We start from the raw sequence: 21,367 nt of genomic DNA, 5'->3' as shown, positions 1-21,367 counted from the left end.
TTCAGAGGGGAACATCAATGAGCCTCGTCACCCGGATAGCGGCTGCGGCCCTTCTCGTCGCCGCGATGGCGGGCAGCGCTTCCGCCAAGGAGTGGAAGACCGTCCGCATCGGCACCGAAGGCGCCTACCCGCCCTTCAACTATATCGAGAATGGCGAACTGAAGGGCTTCGACATCGATATCGCCAAGGCGTTGTGCGCCAAGATGAAGGTGGAATGCACCTTTACCGCGCAGGACTGGGACGGCATCATTCCCGCGCTGCTGGCCGGCAAATACGACGCCATCGTCGCCTCGATGTCGATCACCGAGGAGCGCCAGCAGCAGATCAATTTTTCGAAGAAATACTACAACACCCCCGCCACCTTCGTGGTGCCGAAGGATTCCCCCATCACCGAGACCTCGCCCGAGGCGCTGAAGGGCAAGGTGCTGGGCGCGCAGGGCTCCACCATCCATTCCAACTATCTCGAAGACGTGTACGCCAAGGCCGGCGCCGAGGTGAAGCTCTACGGCAAGCAGGACGAGGCCAATCTCGATCTCGCCAATGGCCGGCTCGATGCCGTGCTCGCCGACAAGGTGGTGCTGCTGGAATGGCTCGGCACCGACGAGGGCAAATGCTGCAAGTTCACCGGCGCCGAATACAAGGACCCGAAATATTTCGGCGAGGGCGTCGGCGTCGGCATCCGCAAGGACGACACCGACCTCGTCGCCATGTTCAACAAGGCGATCGACGAGATCGTCGCCGACGGCACCTACAAGACCATCAACGACAAGTACTTCCCCTTCAGCGTCTACTGACGCCCCCGCCGCGGCGCCGTTCCGGCGGGGGCCGGGGCGGCGCCCTCTCGTCGATGACCCCGGGGGGCGCCGTCCGACATGCTGGATCTCCTTGAGCTGCTGTCCTTCGGCCCGCATGGCTGGGGAGACGAAATCGCCCAGGGCGCGCTGCTCACCATCGAGCTTGCGCTGGTCACCCTGCCGGTCGGCATCGTCATCGGCCTCGCCGTGGCGGTGGCCAAGGATTCACGCTCGCGGGTGCTGCGGGCGGTGGGCGACCTCTACACCACGGTGTTCCGCGGCCTGCCGGAACTGCTCACCCTGTTCATCGTCTATTATGGCGGGCAGATGCTGCTCACCCGCCTGGCCGACTATGTGGTCGAGGGCGCCCATATCGAGGTGAACCAGTTCGTCGCCGGCGTGGTGGCGCTCGGCCTCGTGCTCGGCGCCTTTTCCAGCGAGGTGCTGCTGGCCGCGATCCGCGCCGTGCCCAAGGGCCAGAAGGAGGCTGCCTCGGCGCTCGGCCTGTCGGGCTGGCGCACCTTCCGGCTGGTGACCTTTCCCCAGCTCTGGCGCGTCGCCCTGCCCGGCCTCTCCAACAACTGGATGGTGCTGTTGAAGGACACCTCGCTGGTGTCGGTGATCGCCATCAGCGACCTGATGCGCCAGACCTCGATCGCGGTGGGCGTGACCAAGCAGCCCTTCTTCTTCTACCTCGTCGCCTGCCTCATCTACCTCGTCTTCTCCGGCCTTTCGAGCATCGTGTTCACCGTGCTGGAGAACCGGGCCTCGCGCGGCTTCAGGCGCGTGGGAGGCCACTGATGGACCCGTTCCTCGCCTCGCTCGGTGGCGGCTTTCTCTGGCTCATGGGCCTGATCGGCCTCAACGCCGACCTGATGTCGCGCTACGGCCTGCGCTTTCTCGACGGCGTGTGGGTGACGCTGCAACTGGTCGGGCTGTCGGTCTTCCTCGGCCTCGCGCTCGCCCTGCCGCTGGCGATCGCGCGGGTGGAAGGCGGCAAGTTCCTGTCCCGCGCGGCCTTCACCTATTCCTATTTCTTCCGCGGCACGCCGCTGCTGGCGCAGACCTTCCTCATCTATTACGGCGCCGGCCAGTTCCGCGAGCAGTTGACCGATATCGGCCTGTGGTGGTTCTTCCGCGACGCCTTCAACTGCGCGGTGTTCACCTTCACCCTCAACACCGCCGCCTACCAGTCGGAGATCCTGCGCGGCGGCATCCAGACCCTGGCGGCCGGGCAGATGGAGGCGGCGCAGGCGCTCGGCCTCCACCGCGTGCTGGCCTATCGCAAGATCATCCTGCCGCAGGCCATCGCCATCGGCCTGCGCCCGCTCGGCAACGAGCTGGTGCTGATGATCAAGGCCAGCGCCATCGCCTCGGTGATCACCGTCTACGATCTGATGGGCGTCACCCGCCTCGCCTTCTCGCGCTCCTACGACATGGAGGTCTATCTCTGGGCGGCGGTGCTGTATCTCCTGATGGTCGAGATCATCCGCCGGGTATGGAACGTCATCGAGCGTCGGCTCAACCGGCATCTCATGGTGTCGCGCTGAACGAGGTGACATCCTCCCGGACGCCGCAGGCCGATCCGGGATCGCTCCACCTTCATCACCACCCCTCATCCGCGGGCTTGACCCGCGGACCCAGCGAAATCGGCGCGCCCGGTCGCTGGGTGCCCGGGTCAAGCCCGGGCATGAGGGAGGCTCAATCCATGAGGGAGGCTCAATCAAGCAGCCGCGCCACCTCGGCGCGCAGCACCGGCAGCAGTTCCGCCTCGAACCAGGGATGACGCTTCAGCCAGCCGGTGTTGCGCCAGGAAGGGTGCGGCAGCGGCAACAGCCGGGGCGCGGCGCGGGCGGCGAAAATCTCGCGCCAGCGCTCCACCCGCCCGGTCAGCCCGCCGCGCGCGAAGCGCTCCAGCCCCAGCCGCTTCAGATGGTAGGCCTGCGAGGCCGCCCCCACCGCCACCACGAGGTCGAACGGCGCCCGCGCCGCGAACAGCCGGTCGTGCCACAGGCCGGCGCATTCCCGGCGCGGCGGCAGGTCGCCGCCCTTGGCGTCCTGCCCGGGAAAGCAGAAGCCCATGGCGGCGACGGCGATCCGGTCGGGGTCGTAGAAGGTCGCGCGGTCGATGCCCAGCCAGGCGCGCAGCCGGTCGCCGGAGGCGTCGGTGAAGGACTGGCCGGAGGCGTGCACCTTGGTGCCCGGGGCCTGCCCGGCAATGAGGATGCGCGCCCTCGGCCCGACATGCAGCACCGGGCGCGGCGGGTGCGGCAGCGGCTTTCCGCGCGGCGTCTCCACGCAGAAGCGGCAGGCGCGGATGGCGGCGAGCAGGCTGTCGAGATCGTCCGGCGGCATGGGCGTTAGATAGGCGCGCGCGGCCCGTCCGCCATCCCCGGCCGGCCGGGACGACATCACCGGTCCTCACTCCGCCGGCCGTGGATGGCGCGCCCGCCACTCCGCCGGCCTTTCGAACCGGCCGGACCAGATGCCGGCGCCGGCCGCCTGCGCCGCGCGCTCCTCGGCCCGGTAGGCCAGCCCCAGCGCCACCGCCCAGCCCTGCCGCACCAGCGCGGCGCCGATATCCGCGCCGTCGACCGAACAGACCGAGACGGCGCGGCCATAGCGGTCCTCGTCCACCGGCCGGCAGCTCACCGCACCCCGGGCGACCAGCGCCTCCAGCGCCGCCCTGGCCTCGGCGCCGCAGGGCCACTCCTTCGCCCCCTCGCCGCAGCTCTGGTGGAGTTCCGGCGCGTCGACGCCGTCGAGCCGCACCCGCTCGCCCGCCACTTCCAGGCTGTCGCCATCCGCCACCCGCACCGCGCCGGTGAGCGGGGGGATGACCCGTTCCACCACCAGCGCCACGACGATCAGCCCCACGGCGACCAGGATGCCGCGCAGGGTCTGCGGCCGCCAGCCGCGTGGGCGAGCCGACCGGCCCCTCACGCACCCGCCACGCCGGCTTCAGCGAAGGTCGCCATGCCGCCATGGCAGGCCAGCGCCGATTTGACGATGCCGATGGAAAGCGCCGCGCCGGAGCCCTCGCCGAGCCGCATGTCGAGGTCGAGCAGCGGGCGCAGCCCCAGCCGCTCCAGCACCGCGCGATGCGCCGGCTCGGCCGAGACATGGCCGGCGAGGCAATGGTCGAGCGCGGCGGGGTCGAGCGCCTTCAGCACGGCGGCGGCGGCGGTCACCACATAGCCGTCGAGCACCACCGGCACGCGCTGCAGCCGCGCGGCGAGGATAGCCCCGGCGATCGCCGCCACCTCGCGCCCGCCGAGCTTGCGCAGCACCTCCAGCGGGTCGTCGAGATGGCCCTTCGCCCGCGCCACCGCCGCCCGCACCGCCTCCACCTTGCGCCCCAGCACCTCGCCGGTGGCGCCGGTGCCGGGGCCGACCCAGTCTCCGGCCTCGCCGCCATAGAGGCCGTGGAAGATGGCGGCCGCCACCGTGGTGTTGCCGATGCCCATCTCGCCGAGGCACAAAAGGTCCGGCTCGCCGGCCAGCGCCTCCATGCCGAAGGCCATGGTGGCGGCGCATTCGGCCTCGGTCAGCGCGTCGCGCTCGACAATATCCGGCGTCGGCAGGTCGAGCGCGAGGTCGAACACCCTGAGGCCGGCGCCGAACACGCCGCAAATCTGGTTCACCGCCGCCTTTCCCGCGGTGAAGGTGGCGACCATCTGCTTGGTCACCTCGGAGGGGTAGGGCGACACGCCGCGCCCCGCCACGCCATGGGTCGCGGCGAACACCGCGACGGTCGGCCGGTTCAACTGCGGAATCTCCCGCCCCTGCCAGCCGGCGATGAAAATCGCGATCTCTTCCAGCCGTCCCAGCGCGCCCGGCGGCTTGACCAGTTGTCCCTGCCGGGCGGCGGCGGCGGCGCGCGCGGGCGCGTCCGGCCCCGGCATCTGGGCGACGAGGTTGCGGATATCGTCGAAGGGAAGGCCGGTGGCGGAGCGCAGCATGGAAGCCTCAAGCAGCAAAACGGCGACGGACACGCAAGAAAGTCGCCTCGGGCGCGAGGGCGGGGTAGACCCTCAATGACGGACGCGCAACCCTCTGCCCCCGCAGCGCGCCCCGAGACGCACGCGTGAGAGCCTTCATGGGAGCCCGCATGGCCTTTCCCTCAGCCCCGACAGGCGCCCGCCCGGCCGATGTGCCGGGCGCACCGCCGGCCTTCGACGCCGCCTTCCGCGACGCGCTGGACGCGCTGTTCGCGTGGCGGCGGGATGTGCGCTGCTTCCGCACCACGCCGCTCGACGCGGCGGAATACGCCGCGCTGCTGGCCGCCGCCTGCCGCGCGCCGAGCGTCGGCCTCAGCCAGCCCTGGCGGCTGGTGCGGGTGCGCGAGGCCGGCCGCCGCGCCGCCATCCGCGCCAATTTCGAGGCCTCGAACGCCGCGGCGCTGGCGCTGCAGCCGGCGGAACGCGCCGGCCTTTATGCCCGGCTGAAGCTCGCCGGGCTCGACGACGCGCCCGAGCATCTCGCCGTGTTCGTCGAGCCGGAGCCGGAGACCGGCCACGGGCTCGGCCGCGCCACCATGCCGGAAACGGTCGCCTATTCCGCCGTGCTCGCCATCCACACGCTGTGGCTGGCCGCCGCCGCGCGCGGCATCGGGGTCGGCTGGGTGTCGATCCTCGACCCGCAGGCGGCCGCGCACGCGCTGGAGGTGCCGGCGCGCTGGCGCCTGGTCGGCTATCTCTGCATCGGCTACCCCGCCGAGGCCTCACAGGTGCCCGAACTGGAGCGCGCCGGCTGGGAACGTCGGCTGCCCATGGCCAACGTGCTGGTCGAGCGCTGAACGGAAAACGCCACATGCCCCTCCCCGTGCTGCCCGACGTGCCGGCCGCGCTGCGCTTTCTCTCGCGCCTGCCGGTGCGCCTGCCTTCCGAACCCGCGACGGACGGCCCGCCCGACCTCGACCGCCTGGGCCCGGCCCTGCCGCTGGCCGGCGCGCTGCTCGGGCTGATCGGCGCCCTGGTGCTGGTCATCGCCCATCGGCTCGGCCTCGGCGACTTCCTCGCCGCCACGCTGGCCGTCGCCACGCTGGTGGCGATATCGGGCGCGCTGCACGAGGACGGGATGTCCGACGTTGCCGATGCCCTCGGCGGCGCGGACGTGGCGCGGCGGCTGGAGATCATGAAGGACAGCCGGGTCGGCGCCTTCGGCGTCTGCGCCCTCATCCTCGCCTTCGCCCTGCGCATCGGCGCGCTGGCGGGGCTGCTGGCGTTCGGCCCGCTGGCGGCGGCCGCCGGCCTCATGGCCGCCGCCGGCGCCTCGCGCCTCGCCGGCCTGTGGATGCTCGCCGCCCTGCCCTTCGCCCGCGCCGACGGCCTCGCCCGCAGCGCGGGGGTGCCGGGTGGCGCGAGCCGATGCGGCGCGCTCGGCATCGGATTTGTGATCGCCGCCCTGCTGGTTATCCCCACGGTCGGACTGCCGGCGCTGGTCGGCGGCGTGCTGGCCGGCATCGCCGCCTTCCGCCTCGTGGTCCGCCTTGCGCGCGCCCAATTCGGCGGGCAGACCGGCGATGTTGCCGGAGCCGCGACCCTTCTGGTCGAGATTGCCTTCCTGATCGGTCTGCTTATCTTCGCGCGCTGACGCGTTTCCCGTCCGGCGGCTTAACCGGATCGACAGGAAAATGCGGCAGGTTCAGCCGTCCTGAGCGTACAGAATCAATGCCCGTTGCCATATCCACCCCCTGTATTTCCGTCTGCGCGCTGGATGCCGCCGGACGGACCTGCCTTGGCTGCGGCCGTACCGTGGAGGAGATCGGCGCGTGGGCAACGCTCAGCGAAACCGAGCGACGCGCCATCATGGCGCGCCTGACCGTCCGCCGCATCGCGGGAGCCGTGCGATGAACGCCGACCGCCTGATGTGGACCGTGGTCATCGGCCTTGCCGGCGGGATCGGCCTGATCTTCTGGGCCTCGCGATTCGGCGACATCGCCGGCCTCGGCGCCAATGATCTGGCGCAGCTTGTCTTCTACGGCTCGCTGCTCATGGTGGTCGGTGCCAGCGTGTTCGCCACCTTCACCGGCCGGCTCGGCGAGGCGCTGCGGGCCGCCGTGCTGTGGCTCGCCATCTTCGCCGTGCTGGCGGTCGGCTACACCTACCGCTACGAATTGCACGCGGTCGCCTATCGCGTGCTGGCCGAGCTGGCGCCGGGCTATGCCGTGCCGCTGGCCAGGGATGGCGGCCCGGCGGTCGAGGTGGCGCGTGCCCGCGACGGCGATTTCAACGTGCGGGTGGAGGTGAACGGCAACCGCATTCCGATGCTGGTCGACACCGGCGCCTCCAGCGTCGTGCTGACGCCCGAGGATGCGGTCGCGGTCGGCCTGCCGATCGAGTTCCTGCGCTACGACATCCCCATCGACACCGCCAATGGGCGCGCCCGCGCGGCGGCGGTGGTGCTGGACCGCATCGGCATCGCCGGCTCGATCGAGGAGCGCGACGTGCCGGCGCTGATCGCCAGCCCCGGCACGCTCAAGCACAGCCTGCTCGGCATGACCTTCCTCTCCCGCCTCGCCAGCTTCGAGATTCGCGGCGAGAAGCTGGTGATGCGGGCGAAGGTGGTCGAATAGCCCGCCGCCTCACTCGGCGATCAGCGCCACCACGAAGCGCAGGCCGACGATCAGCAGATAGAGCCCGAACCCCACTTCCAGCTGCCGTTTGGTGAAGCCGTGCGCGAGGCGCGCCCCGAGCGGGGCGGCGAATGTCGCGATGCCGCCCACCAGCAGCAGCCCCGGCAGCGAGACATAGCCGAGCGAGAACGGCGGCAAGGCGTCGAGATGGGGGATGCCGCTGATGATGTAGCCGATCGTCCCCGGCACCGCGATCAGCGCCCCGAGCCCGGCCGAGGTGGCGATGGCGGTGTGGATCGGCACCCGGTAGAGGGTCAGCACCACGGTGGCGATGCCGCCGCCGGAAATGCCGATCAGCGGCGCCGAGGCGCCGATGCCGAAGCCGTAGAGCGTCATCGGCACGCGGCCGGGCAGCGTGTCCGCCAGCACCCAGCTGTCGCGGCCGAACAGCAGCTTGGACGACATCAGCGCCGCGAACAGCACGAAGGCGATCTTCAGCACCACGTCCGGCGACACCGCCGCCAGGACCGACCCGGCGACCACCCCCAGCATCAACGGCGCCGCCCATTGCCGCAGCACGCTGTTGTCGACCTTGATGCGCCGCCGGTGCGCGAAATAGGAGCGCAGCGCCGTCGGCACGATGATGGCCAGCGCCGTGCCCACGGAGAGGTGCATGCGCTCGGAATCGTCCACATGCACCGCGCCGAACACCTCGTAGAGCACCGGCACCACGATCGCCCCGCCGCCGATGCCGAACAGGCCGGCGAGAATGCCGGTGGCGAGGCCGGCCACCAGCAGCACGCCGGACAGCCACAACAGTTGTTCAAGGGGAATTGCCTGCACCATCACGCCACCGCCTGCACCTTCGCTCCGGGCCACCGGGTGATGGCCCCGTTTCATGCCACCAGCGCGCGCCGCTCCTCGGCCCTGCGCACCTCGTCGACGGCCGCGCGCAGCACGTCGAGGCCGGCCTCCGGCTTCACGCCCTCGGTCGCGAGGTGGCGCCGGTAGGCCCGCGCACCGGGACGGCCGGTGAACAGGCCGAGCATGTGGCGGGTGATGTCGTGCAGCCGGCCGCCGGTCGCGAGATGGGCGGCGACATAGGGCTCGAACGCCACGACCGCCGCGAAGGCGTCCGCGTGCGGGTCTTGCTCACGGAAGAACAGGCTGTCCACGCGCAGCAGCAGTTCCGGCTGCTGGTAGGCGGCGCGCCCCAGCATGACGCCGTCGACATGGGCGAGTTGGGCCGTGGCCGCCTCCAGCGTGGCGATGCCGCCATTGAGGCTGACCGGCACGCCGGGCAGCCGGGCTTTCAGGCGGTGCACGCGGTCATAGTCGAGCGGGGGAATGTCGCGGTTCTCCTTCGGCGACAGCCCTTCCAGCCACGCCTTGCGGGCATGGACGATGAGCGCGTCCGCGCCCGCCGCCAGCACGCCGTCGGCCAGCGCGTCGAGCGCGATCTCCGGGTCCTGCTCGTCGACGCCGATGCGGCATTTGACGGTGACGGGGAGCGCCACCGCCGCCTTCATCGCCGCCACGCAGGCCGCCACCAGCGCCGGGTCGCGCATCAGGCAGGCGCCGAAATTGCCGCCCTGCACGCGGTCCGAGGGGCAGCCGACATTGAGGTTGATCTCGTCATAGCCCCATTCGGCGCAGATCGCCGCCGCCTTCGCCAGCGCCGCCGGGTCGGAGCCGCCGAGCTGCACCGCCAGCGTATGCTCGGCCGGCGAGAAACCCAGCAGCCGCTCGCGGTCGCCGAAGATCACCGCATTCGCCGTCACCATCTCGGTATAGAGCAGCGCCCGGCGCGAGAGCACCCTGTGGAACGCCCGGCAATGCCGGTCGGTCCAGTCCATCATAGGCGCTACGGAGAATCTAAATGATTGATTTTTCGACATTATTTTTGTGACTTCAAAGCGTCGGGTCGTATCGTGCGCGGTCGGCATTCGCCACGATACGCCCCGGTTTCCGATTTTGCGACGCGCGAATGCACACGCCGCGCACACGGAGGGGCCACCTTCCTAAACTAAAATCCGGCTCCTGGAGAGCCCGGATCCGTCGGAACGGTCCGCATGTCGGCGAGACGTTCCGGCGCCGCAGGGATGCCGAGGCACGGGCGCCCCGCATGGAGCCCCGCATCGAACGACGGGAGCCCGCCGTTACACGCAAGTCGCGTGACGTGAAGCGCTTCCGCGATCTCGTGGCTCTCCATCGCCAGGACATGGCGGAAGCGGGGATGAGGATCGGCCGCTCTGGCCTGCTGCCGGTTTCGTGGACGCGCAGTTAAGCTAATCCCACCTCCCGCTCGAACTCGATCGGGCTGACGTAGCCGATGGTCGATTGCCTGCAGAATATAGGAATCATACGGTTCCATCTTGCCTTCGCTCATAAGTCGTCGAGCGACATCGAGGTAGGAGGCAACCGTCGGTGGGCGGATATCGATCCAATAGGAGCTCTCGTTTGCTTGGGATTCGCTGTCCAATCCATGGAACCAGGTGGTTGCCGGAACGAAGGCCATCCCCGGATGGGCGGTGACGGCGGTCGCGGGTGGCAGGGCCAGCGACACCATCTTCGTGCGTGGATCGAAGCCCCGCTGTACATCCAGATGAAAGGCCAAAGCACGGTCGCTGCCGTCCGCATACTGACCTTCGATTCGTATCAGCACATTTGAAGCCGGGGCCCACACGCGCACGCGGTTGCCGCTGACTCCGCGTTCGTCAAACACCCGGCTGCCGTTGGTGGAGGGATCTTCCTCGCTCGCGGCGACGCGGATATCCTTCGCGATTGTTGGCAGGCCAGCGAGGTCGATCTCGATGAGCACATGGCTCCAATAGAACCAGCCAAGACCCACCAGCACGATCGCTGCCGTGGCCCCGCCGGCAATCAGGATGCCGCGGATCTTGGCAACAGCTCCTTCACGGCCGCCTGCCGCAGCATGATGGCTTCGACCTAGGAGGATCGCGCGGCCATTCATGCGGTAGTCGACCGTCTGGCCGGTCAGCACCGTATTCCGATCGAGATACCTCGCGACCTCGCCGACGGCATGAACGAGGTCGACCGGCGTCGATCGGGACAGCTGCGGTCTGAACAGGGGCGCCGCGCGCGGCGTCAACTCGCGCCCAAGGGCCAAGCTGAGCCGGCTCGCCTGATCACCATGCAGCGAGATGGCCTTCTCGTCGCGCCCGCAGGCATAGACGATGAGGCGGGGAATGTGGGGTTCCGCGACATAACTGTCGAATGCCGCGGAATGGCAGCAATCAAGAAAAAGGATCGTGCGATCGGCAGCCGCCGCCGGCACGAGCCACCGGAGGAGTTCATCCGCCACGAGCAGCCGGCTTCCGGAGCCGGCCTTGATCGCCGTCTGCGGCTCGCCCGCCGACAGCCATGCATGACCGAAGGCGTAGACGAGGAATAGCCCAGCCTCCGGCGGGATGACCTCACCGTCACAGCCGGCAGCGAAGGTCGCTGACGGAGCCATGAAGGATTCGAAGGCCGCCTTGACCCTCGCGGCGACCGCCGATACGTCTGGCAACTGATCGAGATCCAGCCCGGCCGGCGGATCGCCGTCCAAGGCGATGAACAGCACGCTGCCCAGCTGCTCCATGGCGAGCTACCAGCGAAAGAAGCGCCGCAGGGTCGGTTCGCCCGGACCCTGTCTGGCCGCTGCTTCCGGAACGTTGGCGATGAGCTTCTGCACGATCACCGGAGTGGCGGCACCGAGATGGAAGCAGAGCAGGGCAGAGGCCGCACCCTCCAGGTACAAAACGGGCATTAACCCGCCGAGAACGACCATGCCGGCGGTGGTGATCCAGTAGATCGGATGGACTTTGTACTTCTCGACCTCGCCTGGTTTGCGGGACAGAGCATACCAATGCAGAAGCTCCGCGGCCGCCCCGCCCCCCCAAGGCGATCAGCACCTGCGACAAAAGGGAATCGACCAGCATGAACAGCTCCCATGCTCGCGGACGATCCGCGCCTGTGGGCAGGAAGATAGCACCGATAGATTGTAGCTGCGCCGGCGAACCTGCGGAACTGGGCGTATCAAACGTGGAAATCACCAATCCGTCCGAGCCGCCGGAATGCGCCGTCACTCGTCGCGTGGGCTTTGCCGTACGCTTAGGAAATTGATCGATGGGCGACAGCACTGGATGTCACTCGCATCACCCCGGCCGCCCACCTCGTGTGCACGGCGCATCGTGATTGGCAATGCGGCCGCCGGCAGCATCAGCAACCTCAGGCCGCCCGCGTGCGGCGGATGCGCGGCAGCAGGTCCGAACAATCACCCGCCAACCGCGGCTCCTGTCCGCTCAAAGGACGCTCCGCCTGATCAGAGATTGAGTATCAAGACACCTCTGGCCCGAGAGACGCAAGGCATGAGGCGCGCGCCTCGGGCCTTCAGGCCAAGGACCGCGTCGCGATGGATCACGTCGCCGCTGAGGTAGTCGCACTCACACGAACCACAGACGCCGATCTCGCAGGAGGAACCACGCACGACGTGATTGTCCCGGAGCACCTCAAGCAAGGTGCGGTGGGCGGGAACATGGAGCGTGCGGCCGGTGGAGGCGATGATCGCCTCGAAAGCCTCCGGGACGAAGCCGGCACCCGACGGGGCGGCGAAATGTTCCCGATGGTAGCGCTCCACGGGAAAGCCCTGGGCGTCGATCGCGGTCTCCACCGCCGCCGTCAGGCCTAACGGGCCGCAGACGTAAAGCTCGGCGCCGGCCGACTGGGCGAGAAGCGCGTTCACATCGAGGCGCCGGCCCTCCTGCGAGAACCATGTCGTCAGACGGTCGCCACACACCGACCTGACGTCGTCGAGAAGCGGCGCCTCAGCCGCGCTCCTGGCGCAGTAGTGAAGGGTGAAATCCGCCCCGACGGCTGCTAGCGCGCGGGCCATGGCGAAGATCGGCGTTATGCCGATCCCGCCGGCCACCAGCACACATGGCCTGACCTGCCCATCAAGATCGAAATGATTGCGGGGAGCGGAGACGTGAAGCTCCAGGCCCTCTGTCGCGTGCTCATGGAGCCATTTCGAGCCGCCACGCCCGGCCGTCTCGCGCTTGACCGCGATACGGTAACGGCTGCGATCTTCCGGGTCTCCCCAGAGAGAATACTGGCGGACACCGCCCGGCACCATGACGTCCACATGGGCGCCGGCCGTCCATGCTGGAAGCGCCGGCCGCTTGGGATGCCGCAGGTCAAGCACCAGAACGTCCGGGGTCGTCAGCTTTGCGCCGACAACCCGCAATTTCATGATTAGACGGTCACTCATCACCTAGTCCAATAACTCGATAACATCACCCGGCTGGATCGTGCCCCCCTTCTCGATGCCGCAATTGAGGCCGGAGCGGTTGTAAAGCGGCAGGAAGAGCGGGCGATCGAGCAGGTTTTCGAGATATTTGCAGGGAAAATTGAGGCGCCCCCCGCGCAGGATCACCTCGCCGACGCGAAAGCGCCGGCCCACCAGATGGTTAAGCGGCACCCCGCGCACGGTGAGATTGCGGCGATGTTCCTCCGGTGCCAGCACCACCGGGCCCTCCTGAAGGGGCGGATCGTTGCGCGCAAGGGCGTCGAGCGCCTCTTGCTCGATAAGCGTGATCTCGCGCACATCCGGCCGGGGTGAATAGGTGCCGGTCCCCAGAAAGTAACGGTCCCCCTCGATGCCGCGCCCGGCGACGCATGTCGCCTTGCTGAGTTCCTCCATCTCGTAACTGGCGGCGGGGGCGATATGGATGTGGAGCAGTTCGCCCTTCCAGCCCGTAGTGCCGCCCTCAACGCCGATCGCCGCCTGCGCGGCGGGATGGGCGAAGGGCTCGATTTGTTTCACGCTGGTTTTGTCCGTCATGACGCCCTCAGTCGATCCGCGCCGCGATGGCTTCGATCTCGACCAGCGCGCCCTTGGGCAGTCGCGCCACCTCGATCGTGGAGCGGGCCGGTGCGCTGCCGGGAAAGGCGGTGGCGTAGATCGCGTTCATGGCGGTGAAGTCATCCATGTTCTTCAGAAACACGGTGGTTTTCACCACACTGGCGAGGCTCGCCCCGCCTGCCGCCAGCACCGCTTCCAGATTGGCCAGCGACGCCCTGGTCTGCGCCTCGATGCCTTCCGCCAATTCCCCGGTGGTAAGGTCGACGGGCAACTGGCCCGAGACGAAAACGAGATCGCCAAACACGATTCCCTGGGAATAGGGACCGGCCGCCGGGGCGGCGTCCCCGGTCGTGATCACATTGCGTGACATATCAATCTCCATTGATGTTGAAATGTTCAGCTCAGTAACCGAGATAACTCGGCAACCACAGCACCAGGGCCGGAAAAAGAAGACACAGCAAAAGCCCGGTGAGCTGAAGCAACGTAAAGGGAATGATACCCTTGTAGATCTCGCCCAGCGTCAGATATCCCTGCCCAGCTTGACGCAGGTAGAACAGGGCCGGACCAAAGGGCGGCGTGAGGTAGGAAGTCTGCAGGTTCACCGCCACAGCGATGGCGAACCACAGGAGGATCTTGTCCTTGGGAACGGCGTCGCCGAAGTCCAGCGCCATTACGATCGGTCGGAACACGGGCAGGATGATCAGCGTGATCTCCAGCCAGTCGAAGAAGAAGCCCAGCAGGAAGATAATGACCATGAGCAGGAGCAGCAGCGTCCAGTCGTGCAGATCGAGCAGCTCGATCAAATGGACGATGGCGTCATCCCCTCCCAGCTCGCGGAACACGTAGGAGAACAGGGTCGCACCGCAGAAGATGCCAAAGATCATGGCGTTGGTGAGCGCCGTGCCCTGCACCACGTCCTTCAGCAGCCGGAACGAGAATGTGCGGTTCACCATGGCCAACATCGTCGCCCCAAACGCCCCCACGCCCGCCGCCTCGGTGGGGGTGGCGAAGCCGCCGATGATTGAGCCCAGAACCATGACCACCAGCGCGGTGGGTGGCAGGAAGCCCTTCAACAGCAGCACGACGAAGCGCTGCCCTTCGTCGAGAGGAGTCTTTTCAAGCCGGGGCATGCGCTCCGGCTTCAGCAGCGCCATGACGACGATGTAGACGAGGTACAGGCCGGACAACATGAAGCCGGGGATGACGGCGCCGGTAAACAGGTCGCCGACGGGGATGGCCAGGAGGTCGCCCATGATGACCAGCATGATGGACGGGGGGATGAGGATACCCAGCGTACCCGAGGCTGATATGACGCCGGCGGTGATGCCCTTGTCGTAACCCCGCTCCATCATCACCGGGAGGGCAAGCAGCGCCAGCATCACCACCGATGCACCGACGATGCCCGTGGTCGCCGCCATGATCGTGCCCATGAGCACGACCGAAAGCGCGAGACCGCCGGGCACGCGCCGCATCAGGACGGACAGGATTTCCAGAAGATGCCGCGCCACCCCGCTGCGCTCGAGCATGATGCCCATGAAGATGAACATGGGAATGGCGACGAGGACCAGATTATCGGCGATCGAGCCCCAGATGCGGCTGACGATCAGGAAGAGTTGCGCCGGCACGAACATGTCGAGCAGGCCGCCGACCAAGGCGAAGACCAGCCCCACGCCCGCCAGGCAGAACGCCACGGGAAAGCCGGAGAACAGCACCAGCACCAGCACGGCCATCATGGTCAGCGGCAAGGCGGTTTCGAACACGCTCACAGCCCCACCTCCTGGTGCGCGTCGTGATGGCCCCGGGGCGGGGCGGCGCCCAGAAGCGTCGCCAGAGCGCCGGTTATGGCGCCGAGGGCGGAAAGAAGCAGGGTGGTGAAGCCGATGACGAGCGCGGATTTGATGATCCAGCGGTGAGGCAGGCCCGTCAGCGAGGGGGAGCCCTCGTCCAGCCGGAAGGAATGGGCCACGAAGCCCCATCCGTAGTAGAGCACCGCCACGCAGAACGGCACCAGGAAGAAGGCGGCGCCGATCAGCTCGATGGCTGCAGCGGTCTTCGCCCCGAAGCGGGAATGGAGCACGTCGATGCGGACGTGCTCTCCCTCCACATAGGCGTAGCCGAGGCAAAGCAGGAACAGAGCGGCATGCAAATGCCACTCCAGATCCTGCAGCTTCGTCGAGCCGAGCACGATGAAGCGGCGGGTGATGACATCGAGCATGACGGTGAGGATGAGGGCGACGACGCACCACGCCGCCACCTGCCCCACCCGTCGTGCGCTCGCCTTCAGGAGGTTTGACGCGACCAGCAAAAAGGTCATGGGATCACTTCAAATACCCGATGTCTTTCCAGGTCGCGTAATCCTTGCGGAACCCGGAAAAGCTGGCATAGGCCCGCGCGAAATCGGGGTCGGCGGCGACCTGCTCGGCGATCACCTCGTCCACGGCGACACGGAGCTTCTTCAGGTCCTCGTCGGACCACTTCTTGATGGTGACACCCTTCGCCTGCAGCTCCTTGAGTGCGGGAAGCTGGATCGCCTCACCCTCGGCAATGCCGTAGCGCACATTGTCGCCGCACACGCTCTCGATCTGCGCCTGCTGGGTCGGGCTCAATTTGTCCCACTTGGCTTTGTTGATCATCAGGTCGAAGAAGGTCGACTGCTGGTGCCAGCCTGGGAAATAGTAGAATTTGGCGATCTGCCAGAAGCCCATCTTCAGATCGATGGCGGGCTGCACGAATTCCAGGCCGTCGATGACGCCGCGATCAAGGGCGGGATAGACGTCCGGGGCGGCAAGCAACTGGGCGGAGACGCCGAACTTGCCAAGCGCCTTGGCGCCAAGGCCGAAAAAGCGCAGCTTCATGCCGTTGAGGTCGTCGACGCTCAGGATTTCCTTCTTGAACCAGCCTGAGCCCTCAGGTGCGAGCATGCCGCACATGATCGACTTGATGCCGTACTTGGCATAGATCTCGTCGAAGATCTGCTTGCCGCCGCCGAAATAGAACCACGCCATGTACTCAGGCGCGGCGGGGCCGAACGGCAGGGCGGCGAAGACCTGGAGGGCCGGCACCTTCCCGCCCCAGAAGCCGGGAGTGGAAAACGCCGCGTCGACCGCGCCCATGGCCACGGCGTCGAACACCTCCAGCGGCGGGACCAGTGCGTTGGGCTCATAAAAGCGGATCTCGATATTGCCGCCCGAGACCTTGCCGATCTGATCCTCCAGGCGCTTTCCGAGAGTGCCGAGCTGCGGCAGCGAACTCGGGAAGGTCGCGGCCATCTTCCACTTGACCGTGCTGTCCGCCGCCGCTGCCCCGGACATGGGCAGGGCCGCAACCATCATGACCAACGCGGCCTGGCGCAGGCGTTTGGCGAGATTCATGGGGCAATCCCTTCGATTGTTGCCGACCAGAAATTAGACAACGTTGCCTATTAAGCAACCATTTTCAGTTCCTCGAACCAATGATTCGAGCTTCCAAAGCGTTACGTAGCAATGCCCATGCCAAATCACTGAGTGACAGCGTTGTGGGGTATCATCTCAGCCGTTGCCCAATGGCCAACATTGTACTGCGGCACAACTGCCCACTTGCAATCGGCACCCGAGTGGGGAAATTGTGCTGGCGTCCCCGGGCCATTCGATTTGGGAGTTGGCCCGGCCAGGATGCGGTTCGAGCGGTCTCGGCGTGCCGGAAAAACGCAGGAGTATGAGAGCCCTATGGTCACGCTTGCAGCCCCCGCGACGATGAAGGCGACCACCGATGTGAGCCTGGGGCGCGCCATACGCGCGTTGCGCGTCGCGCGCGGTCTGTCGCTGTCGCAGCTCGCGCTGGCCGCGGCTCTGGACAAGGGCTATCTCTCGCGGGTGGAGCGCGGGCTGAAAGTCCCGTCGGTCGCCATCGTCCTGCGGATTTCCACGGCGCTGGAGGTTTCCGCAGCGCAGCTGTTTGGCGCGGCGGAGAACCATCAACTGATTTTCGTCACGCGCGCGGGCGATCGCGACGCGCTGACCGCCGATGACGGCAACTACCACATGGAAGTGTTGACCCAGGGCGCCGACAGCTCAGGGCTGGAGGTCTTCCTCATGTATCCGCCGGCGGAGTTCGCCAACGAGCCAGAAGCGACCCACCGCGGCGAAGAAGTACTGTTTGTGGTCCAGGGCCAGGTGGAGGTGGGTTTTGCCGATCAGAAGCTGGTGCTGAACAAGGGCGATTCCGTTCAGTTTCCCGGAGTGCTTCGCCATAAGGTCCGCCGGCTGACCGATAACAGCTGCGTGCTGATTTCTGTCTACGGCCCCTGAGTAGCTGCCGGACGCTCTCTGCGTCGTCGCATCGCCAAGGCATTTAAGACGCAACGCGCATGTGAGGGGCCGCGAGTGATCAAGAAGAGAACTATGTGTACGCCATAGCCCTCTAAACGAGGCAGTGGGCAAACGTCCAAAACGGGGTGGGAAGCTTCCGGTCAGCTTTCGGAGCAGAACGGCGATAGGCTGCCATTCGCGATCACCACGAGCTTTTCCTAAAACGATGGTTTTACGGGAAGCGCCGTGCGCAGCATTCAGTTCAGTCGGTATTACCCTTCGGCGGCCAACGTCGTCAGCCGTTCACGCAGCCAGCGTTGTGCCGGATGGTAAGTGGCCCGGTCGTGCCAGACACTCACGATGGTAAAGCCAGGGATGGTGAGCGGCGGGTCCAGCACCTGCACCCGATCCGACCAGCCATCGGCAACACGCCGAGGAACCAGCGCAATCATGTCGGACCGCGACACGACCTCCGGCACGATCAGGAACCCCGACGTGGACAGGGCTACGGTGCGGCGGCGGCCGACGGCCTCTAGTGCCGCATCGGTAGCGCCCGAGAACCCGCCGCCCTGGGGAGACACCACAACGTGCTCCAAAGCACAGAACACGTCCAAGCTGACACATCCCTGTACGGCCGGGTGTCCCAGCCGGGCAATCACCGTGTAATCCTCACAATAGAGTTGACGTTGGCGCATGGCCGCCGGTGCATGGTCCGGAGTTGCCAGAGCTAGGTCGACCTCGCCGCGCTCCAACTGTGCGGCGAGCGCCAGCACGTCAAGGGCACGCCAAGCGATGCGGACCATAGGCGCCTCGGTCCTGAGCGCGACCGAGAACCGGGTGAGCAGCGCATACTGCTGGTAGTCGCTCGCGGCGATGACCAGGGTGGCCTGCATGGTCGCCGGGTCGAACGGTGCTCCATCTGCCACAACCCTGCGGATACCCTCCAGCGCCTCATGCAATGGCTGCTGAAGCTCGACTGCGCGCTGGGTCAGGACCATCCCGCGCTGTGCCGGAATGAGGAGGGGATCGCCGAGGGCGTCGCGAAGCCGCGCCAACCGTGCCGACAAAGCAGGCTGGCTCAGGTTCAGGCGCCGGGCGGCACGTGTGACGTTCCCTTCCGCCAAAAGGGCTTCGAGCGTGACAAGCAGGCCGAGATCGAGGTTCTTGGTATCCATCTGTTCGATAACAGCAGGCAGAAGGTTCGATTTCAACATCATATTTCAATAACATAACGTGAAGCGCAATATTCCAAGCGGGCTTCAAATCATGGAGCCTCCATCGAGAACACGGATAGCAGGTTGCCCGAAGCCCTCGCCCTCGAACCGCATCGCCCTTCGCATCGTCTCCAGGGGCTGATCGTCGGCAGTCGCCGGCATCAAATGGAGCTGATCCGCAGCATCGACGCCGTCCACGGACACTCGATGATAGATCGATCCTTCCCGCTCGCCGAACTCGCCGATGCCTTCCGGCTCCAGGAGACTGGCGGCCGCTTCGGCAAGATCGTCGTCGAATACTGACAAATCCCAACCATCAGGAGTGAGCCATCATGAAGGTTCTCATTGTTTACGCGCACCCTGAACCCACTTCGCTGACACGGCAGTTGGTCGACGTGACCGCTGAGGCGTTGTCGGCAGCGGGACACACCGTGATCCATTCCGACCTCTACGGCATGAAGTGGAAGGCGGTGTACGACGCCGATGACTTTCCAGTGCGCGACAACCCTGAACGGCTGTCGTTCATCATGGAGTCAGGCCATGCTTACGGAAACGGGCATCAGACGCCCGACGTGATCGCCGAACAGCAGAAGCTGCTCGCGGCCGATGCTGTGGTCCTGCAATTCCCGCTGTGGTGGTACGGCGTGCCAGCAATTCTAAAAGGCTGGATAGAGCGGGTCTATGCCTTCGGCTTTGCCTACGGCTATCAAAACGGCTCCAACCAGTTCCGCTTTGGCGAAGGCATACTCAAGGGCAAGCGAGCGCTGGTCAATGTGCAGGCAGGCGGCCCAGTGGCCGACTATGGCCCGCGGGGTATCAACGGGCCTATCGAGCAACTGCTGTTCCCGCTGACCCATGGCGCGCTGTTTTACCCTGGCATGGACGTGCTCCCGACGCACGCGGTCTATGGCGCGGGTCACGTTTCCACGGCGGAGGAAGTAGAGGCGATCAAGGCAGCATGGCGTGTGCGTCTCGCCGGTCTATTCACCGACACGCCAATTCCCTTCCGGTCGCAAAACGGCGGCGACTTCCCCGATCGCCACACCATGGCCGACCACGTTGCGCCGGGCCAAACCGGCCTCGACGCGCACGTTGCCGATCTGGTCGACCCATAAAGAGTAACACCGATGTCAGTTGGTCGTCGCGACGGCGCGCCCGCACGTACCGACGCTCGGCCGCCCGGGCACGCAAGTATGGGACAATAGCGTAGAGGAGGCGGTTCATAATCCGCACGGTGGTGTGCGGTGATCGGCGGCAATCTCGGGTCGTAGAGGGAAATCGGCCGAAGCGGCGGAGCTAGAGGGATTCGAACTACCCAAAGGCAAGGAACCGAAACAATAAGGTGGCGGCGGCACGCGCATTGACAGTATGATAGGGGTCACGGACGGCATAGAGCACAAAAGAAAAGCGCGAAGAAGCGCGCCCCAAGTGCACAGAAATTGCACACGCCCACCGCTCAAATCATTGAAAAATAAAGAAAATTTCTGCCATCCATCATAGGGGCCACGGAGAATCTAAATGATTGATATTTCGGCATTATTCTTGTGACTTCAAAGCGTCGGGTCGTATCGTGCGCGGTCGGCATTCGCCACGATACGCCCCGGTTTCCGATTTTGCGACGCGCGAATGCACACGCCGCGCACACGGAGGGGCCACCTTCCTAAACTAAAATCCGGCTCCTGGAGAGCCCGGATCCGTCGGAACGGTCCGCATGTCGGCGAGACGTTCCGGCGCCGCAGGGATGCCGAGGCACGGGCGCCCGGCATGGAGCCCCGCATCGAACGACGGGAGCCCGCCGTTACACGCAAGTCGCGTGACGTGAAGCGCTTCCGCGATCTCGTGGCTCTCCATCGCCAGGACATGGCGGAAGTGGGGATGAGGATCGGCCGTTCCAAGGACTTCGGCCTCACCGCCCTCGACGAGAGGCTCGGCGCCCTGGAGATCGCCGATCTCGACCGCGAGCGCCTCATCAAATACGGCAAGGACCGTGCGAAGGAAGGGGCTGGCCCGGTCACGATCGGCATGGACTTCGAATATATCAAGACCGTGCTCTCCCACGCTGCGGCGGTCCACGGCGTGACCCTCTCGACCGAACCCGTCGATCTCGCGCGCATCGCCCTGGAGCGGCTCGGCCTGATCGGGAAAGGCAAGGAGCGGGATCGCCGACCGACTCAGGATGAGCTTGATCGCATCATCACGGCGTTGGACCAGAATCCTCGGCAGAGCATTCCCGTCGGAAGGATCGTGCGCTTTGCCGTGGCCACGGCCATGCGTCAGGAAGAAATCTGCCGCGTCGAATGGCGCGACTTCGATCCGAGAACGCGGATGCTGCTCATTCGGAACCGCAAGGACCCGCGCAGGAAGGACGGCAACGATCAGCGCCTTTCACTACGCCTCGATCAACGACCTGCGACGCCATGTGCGGGACCGGCTGCTCGCCTACAACTACGCAAAGCAGCTCAAGGTGCTTCGGTTCAGGACGCCGCTCGAAGCGCTCAAGCTCATCAGCGCCGAAAAGCCGGAGCTGTTCGTTCGTCAACCAAGCCATGACATGTTGGGACCGAACAACTAGGCTCAGGACCTGTTAATTCTGTTTGAGATGTGATTCACGGTCTCCGAGAAGGAGGCCT

25 protein-coding genes are annotated in these 21,367 nt (G+C 66.4%); 11 read left to right on the top strand and 14 right to left on the bottom strand.

The annotated features are described in order from the left end of the window. The first annotated feature begins 17 nt into the window (after positions 1-17). The 3 genes from KHC23_RS04980 (at position 18) to KHC23_RS04970 (ending at position 2,344) form a co-directional block, all read left to right on the top strand. Positions 18-794 carry an ABC transporter substrate-binding protein gene (locus KHC23_RS04980; RefSeq protein ID WP_213370102.1) on the top strand — a complete coding sequence of 259 codons (777 nt, stop codon included), beginning with the start codon at positions 18-20 and terminating at the stop codon, positions 792-794. Between the two features lie 78 nt (positions 795-872). Then, positions 873-1,595, top strand: coding sequence for an ABC transporter permease (locus KHC23_RS04975; protein ID WP_213370100.1), 723 nt, complete (start codon positions 873-875; stop codon positions 1,593-1,595). Next, a complete protein-coding gene (locus KHC23_RS04970) occupies positions 1,595-2,344 on the top strand; it encodes an ABC transporter permease (protein ID WP_213370098.1) in 750 nt (249 codons plus the stop codon). Before KHC23_RS04975 ends, KHC23_RS04970 begins: the two co-directional genes overlap by 1 nt. A gap of 169 nt (positions 2,345-2,513) precedes the next feature. Here the strand turns inward: KHC23_RS04970 and KHC23_RS04965 are convergent, their stop codons facing one another. From KHC23_RS04965 to cobT, 3 genes are all read right to left on the bottom strand, one after another. Next, on the bottom strand, positions 2,514-3,149 hold the full coding sequence (locus tag KHC23_RS04965) for a uracil-DNA glycosylase family protein (protein WP_213370225.1): 636 nt from the start codon (positions 3,147-3,149) through the stop codon (positions 2,514-2,516). Between the two features lie 66 nt (positions 3,150-3,215). Beyond that, positions 3,216-3,737: a thermonuclease family protein gene (locus KHC23_RS04960; RefSeq protein ID WP_271188577.1), complete on the bottom strand. Its 522-nt coding sequence runs from the start codon at positions 3,735-3,737 to the stop codon at positions 3,216-3,218. Then, the gene (gene cobT / locus KHC23_RS04955) at positions 3,734-4,756 is read right to left on the bottom strand and encodes a nicotinate-nucleotide--dimethylbenzimidazole phosphoribosyltransferase (protein ID WP_213370221.1); all 1,023 of its coding nucleotides are present in this window, start codon (positions 4,754-4,756) and stop codon (positions 3,734-3,736) included. Before cobT ends, KHC23_RS04960 begins: the two co-directional genes overlap by 4 nt. A 149-nt stretch (positions 4,757-4,905) precedes the next feature. Between cobT and bluB the strand changes: the two genes are divergently transcribed. The 4 genes from bluB (at position 4,906) to KHC23_RS04935 (ending at position 7,371) form a co-directional block, all read left to right on the top strand. Continuing rightward, positions 4,906-5,592, top strand: coding sequence for a 5,6-dimethylbenzimidazole synthase (gene bluB, locus KHC23_RS04950; protein WP_213370219.1), 687 nt, complete (start codon positions 4,906-4,908; stop codon positions 5,590-5,592). Between the two features lie 14 nt (positions 5,593-5,606). Next, the gene (locus KHC23_RS04945; protein WP_213370096.1) at positions 5,607-6,389 is read left to right on the top strand and encodes an adenosylcobinamide-GDP ribazoletransferase; all 783 of its coding nucleotides are present in this window, start codon (positions 5,607-5,609) and stop codon (positions 6,387-6,389) included. 77 nt (positions 6,390-6,466) lie between these two features. After that, positions 6,467-6,649, top strand: a complete 183-nt coding sequence (locus KHC23_RS04940) for a DUF1289 domain-containing protein (RefSeq protein WP_213370094.1) — start codon at positions 6,467-6,469, stop codon at positions 6,647-6,649. Continuing rightward, a complete protein-coding gene (locus tag KHC23_RS04935; RefSeq protein WP_213370092.1) occupies positions 6,646-7,371 on the top strand; it encodes a TIGR02281 family clan AA aspartic protease in 726 nt (241 codons plus the stop codon). The genes KHC23_RS04940 and KHC23_RS04935 overlap by 4 nt, the downstream gene beginning before the upstream one ends. Before the next feature lie 9 nt (positions 7,372-7,380). Here KHC23_RS04935 and KHC23_RS04930 read toward each other — a convergent pair whose 3' ends face one another. The 10 genes from KHC23_RS04930 to KHC23_RS04885 all read right to left on the bottom strand — a co-directional run bounded on the left by KHC23_RS04930 (position 7,381) and on the right by KHC23_RS04885 (position 16,608). Beyond that, positions 7,381-8,217 carry a sulfite exporter TauE/SafE family protein gene (locus KHC23_RS04930; RefSeq protein ID WP_213370217.1) on the bottom strand — a complete coding sequence of 279 codons (837 nt, stop codon included), beginning with the start codon at positions 8,215-8,217 and terminating at the stop codon, positions 7,381-7,383. A gap of 50 nt (positions 8,218-8,267) precedes the next feature. Next, entirely contained in the window at positions 8,268-9,269 is a 1,002-nt protein-coding gene (dusA, locus tag KHC23_RS04925) for a tRNA dihydrouridine(20/20a) synthase DusA (protein WP_213370090.1), read from the bottom strand. Between the two features lie 128 nt (positions 9,270-9,397). Next, positions 9,398-10,975: a hypothetical protein gene (locus tag KHC23_RS04920; protein WP_213370088.1), complete on the bottom strand. Its 1,578-nt coding sequence runs from the start codon at positions 10,973-10,975 to the stop codon at positions 9,398-9,400. 6 nt (positions 10,976-10,981) lie between these two features. Next, the gene (locus KHC23_RS04915) at positions 10,982-11,164 is read right to left on the bottom strand and encodes a hypothetical protein (protein WP_213370086.1); all 183 of its coding nucleotides are present in this window, start codon (positions 11,162-11,164) and stop codon (positions 10,982-10,984) included. Positions 11,165-11,698: 534 nt separating this feature from the next. After that, complete coding sequence (locus KHC23_RS04910) at positions 11,699-12,625, bottom strand: PDR/VanB family oxidoreductase (protein WP_246544235.1); 927 nt, start codon at positions 12,623-12,625, stop codon at positions 11,699-11,701. Between the two features lie 21 nt (positions 12,626-12,646). Further along, positions 12,647-13,216 (bottom strand): MOSC domain-containing protein, encoded by a 570-nt coding sequence (locus tag KHC23_RS04905; protein WP_213370082.1) that lies wholly within the window; start codon positions 13,214-13,216, stop codon positions 12,647-12,649. Between the two features lie 7 nt (positions 13,217-13,223). Continuing rightward, a complete protein-coding gene (locus tag KHC23_RS04900; RefSeq protein WP_213370080.1) occupies positions 13,224-13,607 on the bottom strand; it encodes a RidA family protein in 384 nt (127 codons plus the stop codon). A gap of 31 nt (positions 13,608-13,638) precedes the next feature. Continuing rightward, entirely contained in the window at positions 13,639-15,003 is a 1,365-nt protein-coding gene (locus KHC23_RS04895) for a TRAP transporter large permease (protein ID WP_271188576.1), read from the bottom strand. Further along, positions 15,000-15,551, bottom strand: coding sequence for a TRAP transporter small permease subunit (locus KHC23_RS04890; protein WP_213370078.1), 552 nt, complete (start codon positions 15,549-15,551; stop codon positions 15,000-15,002). Before KHC23_RS04890 ends, KHC23_RS04895 begins: the two co-directional genes overlap by 4 nt. Before the next feature lie 4 nt (positions 15,552-15,555). Further along, complete coding sequence (locus KHC23_RS04885; RefSeq protein ID WP_213370077.1) at positions 15,556-16,608, bottom strand: TRAP transporter substrate-binding protein; 1,053 nt, start codon at positions 16,606-16,608, stop codon at positions 15,556-15,558. 333 nt (positions 16,609-16,941) lie between these two features. Here KHC23_RS04885 and KHC23_RS04880 point away from each other — a divergent pair, with 333 nt between their 5' ends. Beyond that, entirely contained in the window at positions 16,942-17,523 is a 582-nt protein-coding gene (locus KHC23_RS04880; protein WP_213370075.1) for a helix-turn-helix domain-containing protein, read from the top strand. Between the two features lie 272 nt (positions 17,524-17,795). Here KHC23_RS04880 and KHC23_RS04875 read toward each other — a convergent pair whose 3' ends face one another. Then, positions 17,796-18,740: a LysR family transcriptional regulator gene (locus KHC23_RS04875; RefSeq protein WP_246544224.1), complete on the bottom strand. Its 945-nt coding sequence runs from the start codon at positions 18,738-18,740 to the stop codon at positions 17,796-17,798. 81 nt (positions 18,741-18,821) lie between these two features. On the opposite strand from KHC23_RS04875, the gene KHC23_RS04870 reads away from it, so the two are divergent. From KHC23_RS04870 to KHC23_RS04860, 3 genes are all read left to right on the top strand, one after another. Further along, a complete protein-coding gene (locus tag KHC23_RS04870; protein WP_246544222.1) occupies positions 18,822-19,040 on the top strand; it encodes a zinc-binding dehydrogenase in 219 nt (72 codons plus the stop codon). 29 nt (positions 19,041-19,069) lie between these two features. After that, positions 19,070-19,852 (top strand): NAD(P)H-dependent oxidoreductase, encoded by a 783-nt coding sequence (locus KHC23_RS04865; RefSeq protein ID WP_213370073.1) that lies wholly within the window; start codon positions 19,070-19,072, stop codon positions 19,850-19,852. A 649-nt stretch (positions 19,853-20,501) separates the two neighbouring features. Next, a complete protein-coding gene (locus tag KHC23_RS04860; RefSeq protein ID WP_213370071.1) occupies positions 20,502-21,287 on the top strand; it encodes a site-specific integrase in 786 nt (261 codons plus the stop codon). Positions 21,288-21,367 lie beyond the last annotated feature (80 nt).

Origin of the sequence: Ancylobacter dichloromethanicus, from assembly GCF_018390645.1 — a bacterium.
Classification (GTDB): domain Bacteria; phylum Pseudomonadota; class Alphaproteobacteria; order Rhizobiales; family Xanthobacteraceae; genus Ancylobacter; species Ancylobacter dichloromethanicus.
The sequence above is the reverse complement of the archived record's forward strand: the minus strand, read 5'-3'. Positions and strand labels throughout refer to the sequence as shown.

Excerpts from the sequence above, each read along its gene's own strand:
- KHC23_RS04980 (WP_213370102.1), top strand. The coding sequence starts at position 18 with ATGAGCCTCGTCACCCGGATAGCGGCTGCGGCCCTTCTCGTCGCCGCG.
- KHC23_RS04975 (WP_213370100.1), top strand. The coding sequence starts at position 873 with ATGCTGGATCTCCTTGAGCTGCTGTCCTTCGGCCCGCATGGCTGGGGA.
- KHC23_RS04970 (WP_213370098.1), top strand. The coding sequence starts at position 1,595 with ATGGACCCGTTCCTCGCCTCGCTCGGTGGCGGCTTTCTCTGGCTCATG.
- KHC23_RS04965 (WP_213370225.1), bottom strand. The coding sequence starts at position 3,149 with ATGCCGCCGGACGATCTCGACAGCCTGCTCGCCGCCATCCGCGCCTGC.
- cobT (WP_213370221.1), bottom strand. The coding sequence starts at position 4,756 with ATGCTGCGCTCCGCCACCGGCCTTCCCTTCGACGATATCCGCAACCTC.
- bluB (WP_213370219.1), top strand. The coding sequence starts at position 4,906 with ATGGCCTTTCCCTCAGCCCCGACAGGCGCCCGCCCGGCCGATGTGCCG.
- KHC23_RS04945 (WP_213370096.1), top strand. The coding sequence starts at position 5,607 with ATGCCCCTCCCCGTGCTGCCCGACGTGCCGGCCGCGCTGCGCTTTCTC.
- KHC23_RS04940 (WP_213370094.1), top strand. The coding sequence starts at position 6,467 with ATGCCCGTTGCCATATCCACCCCCTGTATTTCCGTCTGCGCGCTGGAT.
- KHC23_RS04935 (WP_213370092.1), top strand. The coding sequence starts at position 6,646 with ATGAACGCCGACCGCCTGATGTGGACCGTGGTCATCGGCCTTGCCGGC.
- KHC23_RS04930 (WP_213370217.1), bottom strand. The coding sequence starts at position 8,217 with ATGGTGCAGGCAATTCCCCTTGAACAACTGTTGTGGCTGTCCGGCGTG.
- dusA (WP_213370090.1), bottom strand. The coding sequence starts at position 9,269 with ATGTCGAAAAATCAATCATTTAGATTCTCCGTAGCGCCTATGATGGAC.
- KHC23_RS04920 (WP_213370088.1), bottom strand. The coding sequence starts at position 10,975 with ATGGAGCAGCTGGGCAGCGTGCTGTTCATCGCCTTGGACGGCGATCCG.
- KHC23_RS04915 (WP_213370086.1), bottom strand. The coding sequence starts at position 11,164 with ATGGTCGTTCTCGGCGGGTTAATGCCCGTTTTGTACCTGGAGGGTGCG.
- KHC23_RS04910 (WP_246544235.1), bottom strand. The coding sequence starts at position 12,625 with ATGAAATTGCGGGTTGTCGGCGCAAAGCTGACGACCCCGGACGTTCTG.
- KHC23_RS04905 (WP_213370082.1), bottom strand. The coding sequence starts at position 13,216 with ATGACGGACAAAACCAGCGTGAAACAAATCGAGCCCTTCGCCCATCCC.
- KHC23_RS04900 (WP_213370080.1), bottom strand. The coding sequence starts at position 13,607 with ATGTCACGCAATGTGATCACGACCGGGGACGCCGCCCCGGCGGCCGGT.
- KHC23_RS04890 (WP_213370078.1), bottom strand. The coding sequence starts at position 15,551 with ATGACCTTTTTGCTGGTCGCGTCAAACCTCCTGAAGGCGAGCGCACGA.
- KHC23_RS04885 (WP_213370077.1), bottom strand. The coding sequence starts at position 16,608 with ATGAATCTCGCCAAACGCCTGCGCCAGGCCGCGTTGGTCATGATGGTT.
- KHC23_RS04880 (WP_213370075.1), top strand. The coding sequence starts at position 16,942 with ATGGTCACGCTTGCAGCCCCCGCGACGATGAAGGCGACCACCGATGTG.
- KHC23_RS04875 (WP_246544224.1), bottom strand. The coding sequence starts at position 18,740 with ATGATGTTGAAATCGAACCTTCTGCCTGCTGTTATCGAACAGATGGAT.
- KHC23_RS04865 (WP_213370073.1), top strand. The coding sequence starts at position 19,070 with ATGAAGGTTCTCATTGTTTACGCGCACCCTGAACCCACTTCGCTGACA.
- KHC23_RS04860 (WP_213370071.1), top strand. The coding sequence starts at position 20,502 with ATGGAGCCCCGCATCGAACGACGGGAGCCCGCCGTTACACGCAAGTCG.